This is a genomic window from Pectobacterium artocarpous (genome assembly GCF_046159765.1).
Taxonomy (GTDB): Bacteria; Pseudomonadota; Gammaproteobacteria; order Enterobacterales; family Enterobacteriaceae; genus Pectobacterium.
Genome location: NZ_JBJXVK010000002.1, coordinates 49,965 through 62,503, shown reverse-complemented (window position 1 = coordinate 62,503; position 12,539 = coordinate 49,965). Strand labels below are relative to the sequence as shown.

General features: G+C 52.1%; 10 protein-coding genes and 1 pseudogene. 3 read left to right on the top strand and 8 right to left on the bottom strand.

Translation table 11 applies throughout. The annotated features are described in order from the left end of the window. Positions 1 to 318: 318 nt before the first annotated feature. Together ettA and ACKQAD_RS01345 are read left to right on the top strand one after the other, a co-directional pair. On the top strand, positions 319 to 1,986 hold the full coding sequence (gene ettA / locus ACKQAD_RS01350; protein ID WP_409158489.1) for an energy-dependent translational throttle protein EttA: 1,668 nt from the start codon (positions 319 to 321) through the stop codon (positions 1,984 to 1,986). A gap of 129 nt (positions 1,987 to 2,115) precedes the next feature. Next, a pseudogene (locus ACKQAD_RS01345) lies at positions 2,116 to 2,745 on the top strand (zinc-binding dehydrogenase); the annotation flags it as partial. Positions 2,746 to 2,814: 69 nt separating this feature from the next. On the opposite strand, the gene serA reads toward ACKQAD_RS01345, so the two are convergent. Beyond that, positions 2,815 to 4,047: a phosphoglycerate dehydrogenase gene (gene serA, locus ACKQAD_RS01340; protein WP_409158488.1), complete on the bottom strand. Its 1,233-nt coding sequence runs from the start codon at positions 4,045 to 4,047 to the stop codon at positions 2,815 to 2,817. 294 nt (positions 4,048 to 4,341) lie between these two features. Beyond that, on the bottom strand, positions 4,342 to 5,001 hold the full coding sequence (rpiA, locus tag ACKQAD_RS01335; protein WP_409158487.1) for a ribose-5-phosphate isomerase RpiA: 660 nt from the start codon (positions 4,999 to 5,001) through the stop codon (positions 4,342 to 4,344). A gap of 239 nt (positions 5,002 to 5,240) precedes the next feature. Here rpiA and ACKQAD_RS01330 point away from each other — a divergent pair, with 239 nt between their 5' ends. Next, positions 5,241 to 6,134, top strand: a complete 894-nt coding sequence (locus tag ACKQAD_RS01330) for a LysR family transcriptional regulator ArgP (RefSeq protein ID WP_409158486.1) — start codon at positions 5,241 to 5,243, stop codon at positions 6,132 to 6,134. Between the two features lie 86 nt (positions 6,135 to 6,220). Here ACKQAD_RS01330 and ACKQAD_RS01325 read toward each other — a convergent pair whose 3' ends face one another. From ACKQAD_RS01325 to epd, 6 genes are all read right to left on the bottom strand, one after another. Then, complete coding sequence (locus ACKQAD_RS01325) at positions 6,221 to 6,946, bottom strand: oxidative stress defense protein (protein ID WP_409158615.1); 726 nt, start codon at positions 6,944 to 6,946, stop codon at positions 6,221 to 6,223. Between the two features lie 218 nt (positions 6,947 to 7,164). Beyond that, the gene (gene argO / locus ACKQAD_RS01320; protein WP_409158485.1) at positions 7,165 to 7,779 is read right to left on the bottom strand and encodes an arginine exporter ArgO; all 615 of its coding nucleotides are present in this window, start codon (positions 7,777 to 7,779) and stop codon (positions 7,165 to 7,167) included. 204 nt (positions 7,780 to 7,983) lie between these two features. Further along, entirely contained in the window at positions 7,984 to 8,844 is an 861-nt protein-coding gene (mscS, locus tag ACKQAD_RS01315; RefSeq protein WP_409158484.1) for a small-conductance mechanosensitive channel MscS, read from the bottom strand. A gap of 124 nt (positions 8,845 to 8,968) precedes the next feature. Next, complete coding sequence (gene fbaA, locus ACKQAD_RS01310) at positions 8,969 to 10,045, bottom strand: class II fructose-bisphosphate aldolase (RefSeq protein ID WP_015841829.1); 1,077 nt, start codon at positions 10,043 to 10,045, stop codon at positions 8,969 to 8,971. Positions 10,046 to 10,182: 137 nt separating this feature from the next. Continuing rightward, positions 10,183 to 11,346 (bottom strand): phosphoglycerate kinase, encoded by a 1,164-nt coding sequence (gene pgk / locus ACKQAD_RS01305; RefSeq protein WP_409158483.1) that lies wholly within the window; start codon positions 11,344 to 11,346, stop codon positions 10,183 to 10,185. Between the two features lie 72 nt (positions 11,347 to 11,418). Continuing rightward, entirely contained in the window at positions 11,419 to 12,435 is a 1,017-nt protein-coding gene (epd, locus tag ACKQAD_RS01300) for an erythrose-4-phosphate dehydrogenase (protein WP_409158482.1), read from the bottom strand. Positions 12,436 to 12,539 lie beyond the last annotated feature (104 nt).

The following is a 12,539-nucleotide window of genomic DNA, read 5'->3' as shown; positions in this document are numbered from 1 at the left end:
AACGTGAAGTATGACGGATATATCGGGCAGATCCAGTGTGGCACATCATGCCAGACAACGATACGTCGATCCGCAAACCGATTCTGAAATTCATCAGGCGGGCTGACCTCTCAGATCGGCCATGGCAAATCGCCGGATAGCTGGGATCGCGGACTGAAACCCGCTACACTTCATACTCAAAGTAATGCACTTAGAATAATCGATCCGCTGCCAGGGTATTGCCTTAGCAGCGATTTAGTATTAAGTAGCATCGTGCTACACATGGTCACCCGCTTATGGTGACAAATCATAGAGATAAGAGAGAGGCGAAGTCGCAACGTGGCTCAATATGTTTATACCATGCATCGCGTCGGTAAGGTCGTACCGCCGAAGCGTCACATTCTGAAAAACATCTCCCTCAGTTTTTTCCCCGGTGCCAAGATCGGCGTGCTGGGTCTGAACGGAGCCGGTAAATCAACGCTGTTGCGTATTATGGCTGGCATTGATACGGACATCGAGGGCGAAGCTCGCCCGCAACCTGGAATCAAAATCGGCTATTTGCCGCAGGAACCGCAGTTAAACACGGAGCACACCGTACGTGAATCCGTAGAAGAAGCGGTGTCTGAAGTCGTGACCGCGCTGAAGCGTCTTGATGAAGTCTATGCGTTGTATGCCGACCCGGATGCGGATTTCGATAAACTGGCTGCCGAGCAAGGCAAGCTGGAAGAAATCATTCAGGCACACGACGGTCACAATCTGAATAACCAACTGGAGCGCGCCGCCGATGCGCTGCGCTTGCCGGAGTGGGATGCGAAAATCGCTAACCTGTCCGGGGGTGAGCGTCGCCGCGTGGCTCTGTGCCGTCTGCTGCTGGAAAAGCCAGACATGCTGCTGCTCGACGAACCAACCAACCACCTGGATGCCGAGTCGGTAGCCTGGCTGGAACGCTTCCTGCACGACTTCGAAGGCACCGTGGTGGCCATTACCCATGACCGTTACTTCCTCGATAACGTCGCGGGCTGGATTCTGGAGCTGGACCGTGGTGAAGGGATTCCGTGGGAAGGCAACTACTCTTCCTGGCTGGAACAAAAAGATCAGCGTTTGGCACAGGAAGCCTCTCAGGAAGCGGCACGCCGTAAATCCATTGAGAAAGAGCTGGAGTGGGTGCGTCAAGGCGCTAAAGGCCGTCAGTCTAAAGGTAAGGCCCGTCTGGCACGCTTTGAAGAGCTGAACAGCACGGAATACCAGAAACGTAACGAAACCAACGAACTGTTTATTCCGCCTGGTGCTCGCCTCGGCGATAAAGTGGTGGAAGTCACCAACCTCAGCAAATCTTATGGCGAACGCCAGCTCATCGACGGCCTTTCTTTCTCCGTACCGAAAGGTGCCATTGTCGGCATCATCGGCCCGAACGGCGCCGGTAAATCGACGCTGTTCCGTATGATGTCCGGTCAGGAGCAGCCAGATAGCGGCACGATTGAGCTGGGCGAAACGGTGAAACTGGCGTCAGTCGACCAGTTCCGTGACGCGATGGACAACAGCAAAACCGTCTGGGAAGAAGTGTCCGGCGGGCAGGACATCATGCGTATCGGCAACACCGAAATGCCAAGCCGCGCCTATGTTGGCCGTTTCAACTTCAAAGGGGTTGATCAGGGCAAACGTGTTGGCGAGCTGTCCGGTGGTGAACGCGGTCGTCTGCATCTGGCGAAGCTGTTGCAGGTAGGCGGCAACGTGCTGTTGCTTGATGAACCGACCAACGACCTGGATATCGAAACCCTGCGCGCGCTGGAAAACGCCCTGCTGGAATTCCCAGGCTGTGCCATGGTGATCTCGCATGACCGTTGGTTCCTCGACCGTATCGCAACGCACATTCTGGATTATCAGGATGAAGGTAAAGTGGAATTCTTCGAAGGTAACTTTACTGAATACGAAGAATACAAGAAGCGTACGCTAGGCGCCGATGCACTGGAACCACACCGCATCAAATACAAAAAGATCGCTAAATAAGCCTCACCAGACGTCATAAACGAATGGCCCGCAATGCGGGCCATTTTTCTTTACCGTACTTCATTTACCGGAATCAGAACGTTTCCCAGTTTTGATTATCGCTGCCTTTGCTACTGGTTCCTGCAAGCGCCATCGCTGGCGCTAAACGCCTGGGAAGAGCTGTTCGAGCACATGAAAATACAGCATGCCGACAGCCAGAAAACGCTGTTGATTATCGGTGGCGCGGGCGGTGTGGGTTCTCTCGAGATTTCTCTGGCAGCATTACGCAGTTCGGTGAACATTATCACTACCGCGTCACAGCCTGACTCAGCAGAGTGGTACCGACAGCGCGGTGCCCATAAGGTTGTCGATTACCGTAATCTGATCGAAGAACTGGCAAAAGAAGGGATTAAACAGGTCGACTACATTTTCTGCCTGAACGACACGGACGGCCACTGGGATACCATCAGCAAACTGATCGCGCCGATGGGGCACATTTGCACCATCGGCAAAAACAAAAACCCGCTCGATCAAGCAGCGCTGAAACTCAAAAGCGCAGCGCTACATTGGGAATTCATGTTTACCCGCAGCATGTTCACCACGCCAGATATCGCCGAACAGGGGAACATTTTGCACGAAGTCGCACAGCGGGTTGATGCATGAAAACTTCAGGTAACCGCCAGTGAAACGCTGCAAGGGTTGACGGTAGACACGCTGAAGCAGGCTCACGATAAGGTGCTGGAAGGGCATATGCGCGGCAAGATCGTTATCGCGCTTTAATAACGCAGCCAGCCCCATTTGGGACTGGCTGTTTATTCACCGATTAGCGTATTCGCCGATTAAAACGAATTAGAACAGCAGACGGGCACGAATGGTGCCTGGAATCGCCTTCATCAGCTGTAGCGCCGTTTGCGCGCCATCCGTTTCTACGTCAATGACCACATAACCAATTTCAGGCGTCGTTTGCAGATATTGCGCGGCAATGTTAATGCCCTGCTCAGCAAAGATCTGGTTAATTTTGGTAATAATGCCAGGACGGTTTTCATGGATGTGCAGCAGGCGGCTGGCGCGTGCGCCATGAACAGGCAGCGACACTTCCGGGAAATTCACCGCAGACAGCGTAGAACCATTGTCTGAATATTTCGCCAGTTTTCCAGCGACTTCATCACCGATATTTTCCTGTGCTTCCTGCGTGGAACCACCGATGTGCGGCGTCAGCAGCACGTTGTCAAACTCACACAGCGGCGACAGGAACGGATCGCTGTTGGTCGCCGGTTCCTGTGGGAACACGTCAATGGCCGCACCGGACAGATGCTTGCTGCTCAGCGCTTCGCATAGTGCAGGAATATCAACCACCGTACCGCGAGCGGCGTTAATCAGGATGGAACCCGGCTTCATCAGCGCCAGCTCTTCCGCCCCCATCATGTTCTGCGTGCTGTCATTTTCCGGTACGTGCAGGCTCACTACGTCGCTCATGTTCAGCAGATCGGACAGGTGGCGCACCTGCTGAGCATTACCCAGTGGCAATTTACTTTCAATATCATAGAAGTAAACGTGCATCCCCAGGCTTTCAGCCAGAATACCCAACTGAGTACCGATATGGCCGTAGCCGATGATCCCCAGTTTTTTGCCGCGCGCTTCAAACGAGCCCACCGCCAGTTTGTGCCAGATACCACGGTGCGCTTTCGCGTTCGCTGCCGGGATACCACGCAACATCAGCAGCATTTCGCCGATCACCATTTCTGCCACGGATCGGGTATTGGAAAACGGGGCGTTAAATACCGGAATACCGCGTTTGGTCGCGGCCGACAGATCAACCTGATTAGTCCCGATACAGAAACACCCTACCGCGATCAGTTTTTCCGCAGCAGAAAAAATCTCTTCTGTCAGTTGGGTACGCGAGCGGATACCCACAAAGTGCGCATCGCGGATGGAGGCCTTCAGCGCCTCAGGTTCCAGCGCGCCTTTATGGAACTCGATGTTGGTGTAACCGGCTGCACGCAGGTTATCCAACGCGCTCTGGTGCACGCCTTCCACTAACAGAAACTTAATCTTGTCTTTTTCCAGTGATACCTTTGCCATTTCCCGACCTTATTTTCAGACTTCAAATGTGACAGAGTACTAAATAGCCTCTGCCAACATAACAAAAATTACGCAGTCAGCAATACAAACGATTGCTTCGCCCGCATCACGCCACAAAGAAGCGTGTCTGATTTATGGCAAAAAATATTGCCAAAGATGTGCATTGCCATATCGGCGATAAACAAAATAAGAAAATGTGATATTAAGTACCGAAAATGAGTCGTTAACTAAATAGAATTTTTTAGCTAAAAAATTTCTGACGTAGACGTCATCCACGCCAGAATCATCACACACTCATTTAACGACGGTTTTTACACCCTCAGCCGTACCGACTAACGCGACATCGGCACCGCGATTGGCGAACAGCCCAACGGTCACCACGCCGGGGATACCATTGATGTGATTCTCTACCGCGACCGCATCCATAATATTCAGGTTGTGCACATCCAGAATGACGTTGCCGTTATCCGTCACGATGCCCTGACGATATACCGGCTGTCCGCCCAGCTTCGCTAATTCACGAGCCACGTAAGACCGCGCCATCGGAATGACTTCAACCGGCAACGGGAATTTGCCCAGCACATCAACCTGCTTGGATGCATCAACGATGCAGACGAACTGGCGCGACAGTGCCGAAATGATTTTTTCGCGAGTTAGCGCCGCGCCACCGCCTTTGATCATCTGCATGTGGCCATTGATCTCATCCGCGCCATCGACGTAGACATCAAGCGAATCCACCTCATTGGCGTCAAAAACGGGGATACCCAGACTTTTCAGCTTTTCTGTTGAGGCATCCGAGCTGGAAACCGCGCCTTTGATTTGATGTTTTATCGAACCCAGCGCATCAATAAAGTGTGCTGCCGTCGATCCGGTCCCAACTCCCACGATGGTGTCTGGGCGAACGTAGTCGAGCGCTGCCCATCCCACTGCTTTTTTCAGTTCATCTTGCGTCATAATCTGCTTCTGGCCTGTAGAATCGATATACGAAAACGTGTGCGTATTATAGAACATGCACGTTGGGTAAAGCGTGTAAATTCACTTCACCACCGATGCATTATTTCATGCGCCTCATTTCACACCTACCCTGCTGAATCGTGATTGCGCATAATAGCCAAAATAAGATTTCTGCATGGCAAATCAGCAAAATGTGGCATAGTGAAAAAAACAGACTCATTCAGAGGATTTTGACTTTCATGAAACGCCCGGACTATCGAACGCTTCAAGCTCTGGATGCCGTCATCCGCGAGCGTGGTTTTGAGCGCGCCGCCCAAAAATTGTGTATCACCCAATCGGCCGTTTCGCAGCGTATCAAACAGTTGGAAAACCTGTTCGGCCAGCCGCTCTTGGTCAGAACCATCCCTCCCCGCCCGACGGAGCAAGGGCAGAAGCTGCTGGCGCTGCTTCATCAGGTTGAGTTGTTGGAAGAGGAGTGGTTAGGAAATGAAACCGACAGCGATATCCCGCTGCTGTTGTCGCTGGCGGTGAACGCCGATAGTCTGGCAACCTGGCTGCTGCCCGCACTACAGCCGGTGCTGGTCGATTCACCGATTCGTCTAAATTTGCAGGTAGAAGACGAAACGCGCACGCAGGAAAGGCTGCGTCGAGGTGAAGTAGTCGGTGCGGTGAGTATTCAGTCCCAGCCGCTGCCAAGCTGTCTGGTGGATAAACTGGGCGCACTGGATTATCTGTTTGTGGCCTCGCCTACCTTTGCCGCCCGCTATTTTCCCAATGGCGTAACGCGTTCGGCGCTGCTGCGCGCGCCCGCGGTCGCCTTCGACCATCTGGATGACATGCATCAGGCTTTTTTACAGCAAAACTTTGATTTGTCGCCGGGCAGCGTTCCCTGTCACATCGTGAATTCGTCGGAAGCGTTTGTACAACTGGCACGACAAGGCACGACCTGCTGCATGATCCCGCATCTGCAAATAGAGAAAGAACTGGGCAATAACGAGTTAGTCGACCTGACGCCGGGGCTATTTCAGCGTCGGATGCTCTACTGGCATCGCTTCGCGCCGGAAAGCCGGATGATGAGGAAAGTGACGGATGCCCTGCTCTCGCACGGTCATCAGGTTCTGCGGCAGTCATAACGTACTGAGATGGCTATAGCTTCAGTAAAATGCAACAGACCTGCCTGAGCAGGTCTGTTGGTATTATTAACGAATGAGGACGGCGCTTACTGCGTACGCTGTAGCTCAAACACGACATCCACCTGATCGTCAAAGTGAATGGTTTGCTGTTCATAGGTTTGTGATGCTTCGGTCTGCACCGCCGCGTCTGCTGTTTTAAACATCCGCGCCATCGGCATCGGCTGATAGTTGGCAACGTGGTAGCGAACACTGTAAATCGGCCCCAGCTTGGCGTTGAACCCCTGCGCCAGTGCGGCAGCCTGACTCGTCGCCTGCTCAATCGCTTTCTTACGCGCTTCATCACGATAGGCTTCTGGATTAGCAACGCCTAATTCTACCGTGCGAATCTCATTCAGCCCCGATTTCAGCGCCCCATCCAGCAGTTCGTTCAACTTGTCTAACTGACGCAGCGTGACTTCCACCTGACGCACGGCACGATAGCCTTTCAGCACCGAGCCCCCCGTTTTCAGATAGTCATATTCTGGCTGCGTGCGTAGATTGGCGGCACTAATATCTTTTTTCTCAATGCCGTTTTTACCCAGAAAATCAAAATATTGTGCAACACGGGCATCGACCTGCTTTTTCGCTTCCGCCGCATCCTTCGATGACACGCTGACTTCAATCGCCAGACGTGCAATATCCGGCGTCGCATCGACGCTGGATGTCCCTGACGTCACAATATGCGGGCCATCCGGCAGTTCCGCAGCCTGAGCAGCCATCGACATACCGCTCAATCCTACTACCGCGGCCAGCGCCAGTACATTTAGCTTCATCATACCTCGCTTCACACTCTCTCCTTACTTATGTTTCGTCACGCATGCCGCTGGCAGAATGTCTGTGCCAATAGATTGTCTGCACCAACACGGAATCTTCCAAAATGAAAGAGACAAGACGGATTGCTTCACCGACTAACATAACGCATTACTCACTCCACACAATATAGGTGAATTTCTTAAACGTAACGTAAGGTGATGTCATTTATTTCCAACCATTATTGCCAGCCGTGGCGCGCCAGTTGTAAGGCAATGCCCCACATCACTACGCCGACGCAAAAGTTGATGACCCGCTGTACCCGCGGCGTATTCAGCCACGGTGCCAGCCAGGCGGCCAATAGCGCCAGCGCAAAGAACCAGGTGAAAGACGCGGTCATGGTCCCCAGCGCAAACCAACGTCGGGCATCGTCCGCAAACTGGCTCCCCAGACTCCCTAGCACCACAAAGGTGTCCAGATAGACATGCGGATTCAGCCAGGTCACGGCCAGCATGGTAGCAATAATGCGCCAGCGACTTTTTTTCATCACCTCGGCGCTGGCGAATACAATATTTTTGCTGAATGCCGTTTTCATCGCCCCCCAGCCGAACCAGAGCAGAAACGCTACCCCACCCCAGGTCACCGCACCCAGCAGCAGCGAAGACTGACTGAGCAACGCGCTACCGCCAAAAATTCCTGCGGTAATCAGTACCATATCGCTCAAGGTACACAACATCGCCACCATCAGGTGATACTGCCGGCGAATCCCCTGATTCATCACAAACGCATTCTGTGGCCCCAGAGGCAAAATCATCGCAGCCCCCAACAGAACCCCTTGTAAATACACTGCCCACATACTTCTCTCCCACTCCATTTGTTGTTATCGCGGGGAGTTTATGGAAGCCGATTAAATAAGTGAAATTGAATATTCTAACGCTACATTAGCTAAGCTAATGTACTGAAAGCAGCTAAAAATGAAGTGGAATGAGAAGGGAGTTCTGATGATGCACCATGCCAATATCGGGCATGGTGCCTATTTGTTTGCTTAGGCCAGCAGAGTTTACTCAGGCTGTTTCGCTGTGGATTGTACGTTATGCAGATGTACGTCCATCTGCGGGTAAGGAATACCGATACGGTGCTCATCCAGCACGCGTTTAAAGCTTTCCAGCAGATCCCAATACACCGCCTGCGCGTTGCCGTTGGTTGTCCACACCCACACCACAAAATTCAGCGATGACGCTGCCATTTCATTCAGGCGAATCGTGACGCCCTTGTCGTGCTGGATACGTTCATCCGCCGCAACAATATCGCCTAACAGCTTTTTCACTACATCGATATCGGCATCATAAGCTACACCGACAATGATTTCGGTACGACGATCCGGTTCACGTGAACTGTTGATGATGTTGCCAGCGATGATTTTCCCATTCGGTACCACGATAATTTTGCCGTCAGAGGTACGCAGCGTCGTCGAGAAGATCTGTACCTGTGTGACCGAGCCAGACACGCCACCTAAATCCACCCATTCACCGGTACGGAAAGGCCGGAAAATCACCAACAAGACGCCCGCAGCAAAGTTGGCTAACGACCCCTGCAACGCCAGACCGACAGCCAAGCCCGCCGCACCCAGTACGGCAATCACCGATGCCGTCTGAACGCCAACCCGGCTCAATACCGCAATCAGCGTGAACGCGATAATCCCGTAGCGTACCAGTGCAGAGAGGAAATCTGCCACGGTTGAATCGATAGAGCGGCTGATCATCAGTTTATTAATCGTGCCGGAAACAATCCGAGCGATCACTAGACCAACGATGAGGATCACTAATGCGGCGACAATATTCACGGCATACTGTAAAAACAAATTCTGGTGCGTCACCAACCAGTTCCCTGCCTGATCCAGACTCGTATTAAGTTCTTCCATTTGAAAGCTCCTGTTTTTAATCACTGGGAAAGCATAACGTCCATCATTTAAAGCGCAACATTATCACCCAAAATTAAGGCTCCCGTAGGAGCCTTAGCATAAAACGCTGTTTGCGTCGCCTTACTTACAGCACATCAACAGCATTAAGCTCTTTGAAGGCCTGTTCCAGACGCGTCACCATGCTCGCCTGAGCGGAACGCAGCCACACACGCGGGTCATAGTATTTCTTGTTTGGTTGGTCTTCGCCTTTCGGGTTACCCAATTGGCCTTGCAGATAGGCTTCGTTATCTTTGTAATACTTCAGGATACCTTCCCACGTTGCCCACTGGGTGTCGGTATCAATGTTCATTTTCACTACGCCGTAGCTGACTGAATCTTTGATTTCCTGCGCGCTGGAACCAGAGCCACCGTGGAACACGAAGTCCAGGCTGTTGTGCGGCAGGTTATGTTTCTTGGATACATATTCCTGAGAGTCACGCAGGATAGTTGGGGTCAGTTTCACGTTACCTGGCTTGTAGACGCCATGTACGTTACCGAAAGAAGCAGCGATGGTGAAACGTGGGCTAATCGCGTTCAGTTTGGTGTACGCGTAGTCAACATCTTCTGGCTGGGTGTACAGAGCAGAAGCGTCCATGTGGCTGTTATCCACACCGTCTTCTTCACCACCGGTACAACCCAGTTCGATTTCCAGGGTCATGTCGATTTTAGCCATACGCGCCAGATACTTAGAGCAGATCTCGATGTTCTCTTCCAGAGACTCTTCAGACAGGTCGATCATGTGAGAAGAGAACAGCGGTTTGCCCGTCGCCGCGAAGTGTTTTTCACCCGCGTCCAGCAGGCCATCGATCCACGGCAGCAATTTCTTCGCGCAGTGGTCTGTATGCAGAATCACTGGCACGCCATAGTGTTCAGCCATTTGATGCACATGATGAGCGCCAGAAATCGCTCCCAAAATTGCCGCCTGCTGACCTTCAGCTTTCAGGCCTTTACCCGCGATGAATGCTGCACCGCCGTTAGAGAACTGAACGATGACCGGCGCGCGTACTTTGGCTGCGGCTTCCAGCACAGCATTGATTGAGTCGGTACCGACACAGTTCACTGCTGGCAAAGCGAATTGGTTTTCTTTTGCTACTGCGAAAACTTTCTGAACGTCATCACCAGTGATGACACCGGGTTTTACGAAATCAAAAATTTTAGACATGTTACGTGTCCCGTTTCGTTGGCCGTGGAGGGGTTAGAGAAGTCGATGTTAAATCGACAGGCTGTCTCGACACGATAATGCGAACATTACATATCGAGACAACCACAGGAAAGGGGCAAAACGCCCCTTACCTTAAATTATTGCTTGGCACGTTCTTCCAGCATAACGACTGCTGGCAGTTTTTTCCCTTCAACGAACTCCAGGAATGCACCACCACCGGTAGAAATGTAGGAGATTTTGTCAGCAATACCAAACAGATCGATCGCAGCCAGCGTATCGCCGCCGCCTGCGATAGAGAATGCTTCGCTCTCTGCGATCGCACGAGCAATGGTCTCGGTTCCTTTACGGAAGTTCGGGAATTCGAAGACGCCAACCGGGCCATTCCACAGGATGGTCTTGGCATTCTTCAGAATTTCAGCCAGACGCTCAGCGGAAACATCACCCAGATCCAGAATCTGCTCTTCGTCTTTGATTGCTGTCACTGACTTCAGCGTTGCGGCTGCAGTTTCAGAGAATTCTGACGCAACACGCACATCGCTCGGTACAGGAATATCACAGGTTTCCAGCAGCTTTTTCGCTTCAGGAATCAGGTCAGCTTCGTACAGGGATTTACCCACGTTGTGGCCTTGTGCGGCAACGAAAGTGTTAGCGATACCGCCACCGACGATCAGTTGATCGGCAATTTTAGACAAGGAATCCAGCACGGTCAGCTTGGTGGAAACTTTAGAACCGCCCACAATGGCAACCATCGGACGTGCGGGTTCGCTCAATGCTTTACCCAGCGCTTCCAACTCATCAGACAACAGCGGGCCTGCACAAGCGATAGGCGCAAATTTACCCACGCCGTGAGTTGAAGCCTGCGCGCGGTGTGCAGTACCGAATGCGTCCATTACGAACACATCGCACAGCGCCGCGTATTTCTTGGACAGGACTTCGTCGTCTTTCTTCTCGCCTTTGTTAAAGCGGACGTTTTCCAGTACAACCAGTTCGCCTTCGGCGACATCAACACCATCCAGATAATCTTTCGCCAGACGCACAGGAGAAGAGAGTTTTTCTTTCAGGTAGTTAACAACAGGCAGCAGAGAAAATTCTTCGTTGTACTCGCCTTCGGTCGGACGTCCTAGGTGGGAGGTGACCATAACGCGAGCGCCTTGTTTCAGAGCAATCTCGATGGTAGGCAGAGAGGCACGGATGCGCGCATCAGACGTCACTTTCCCTTCTTTTACCGGTACGTTCAGATCCGCACGAATAAGAACACGTTTACCAGCCAGATCCAGATCGGTCATCTTAATTACAGACATGGTGAATCCTCTTGTTGATTCTCTTTTAAAGTTGCTTGAGCGAGATAGCGACCCCTGATCGCCACCATCGTACTAGAAACCGCAGGCTGCCATCGCACGTGTTGTATCCAACATCCGGTTAGCAAAGCCCCATTCGTTATCGCACCAGACCAATGTTTTAATCAGATGCTGACCACTGACCCGTGTCTGCGTGCCGTCAACAATGGCACTGTGCGGATCGTGGTTAAAATCAGCTGACACCAATGGCAATTCAGTATAATCAACTATACCACGAAACGACTCGTGCGCTGATTTTTGCAATAGTGCATTAATTTCATTCACGTTTACGGCTTTCCTGACGCTAACGCTCAGGTCAATTGCCGTGACGTTAATCGTCGGCACCCGCACCGATATCGCCTCAAAACGATCAACAAACTGCGGAAAAATACGGGTGATCCCCGCCGACAATTTAGTATCTACCGGAATGATCGACTGGCTGGCGGCTCGTGTACGCCGCAGATCGTGATGATAAGCATCGATCACCGGTTGATCGTTCATTGATGAGTGAATCGTCGTTACCGTGCCATTCTCGATACCGAAGGCATCATCCAGCACTTTGATCACCGGAATAATGCAGTTGGTCGTACAGGACGCATTGGAAACAATACGATGCTTGCTTTCCAACTGCTGGTGATTGACGCCAAACACCACCGTCGCATCCAGATCTGCCGTGCCCGGATGAGAAAACAACACTTTCTTCGCGCCCGCCGCCAGATGGGCTTCCCCATCTTCTCGGCTACCGTAGACACCGCTGCAATCCAGTACGATATCTACACCGAGTTCTCGCCAGGGCAACTGCTGAATCTCTGCCTGATGCAACAGACGAATACCATCATCACCGACATAAAGCTGGTCGCACTCCTGACGTACATCCCACGAAAAACGGCCGTGACTGGAGTCGTACTTGAGCAAATGTGCCATGCCTTCCGCGCTCGCCAGCTCGTTAATCGCCACAACAGCAATCTCAGCGCGGCGGCCCGATTCATACAACGCACGTAAAACACTGCGGCCTATGCGGCCAAAACCGTTTATCGCAATACGGATCGTCATGGCGTTCCTTGTGGTTCCTTATGTCAGCGCAGGGTTACCCAGCGCATAGGATATACCCTTCTTAGACACCAGAGAACCCCTGGCGAAACGCCCTCTACACAACA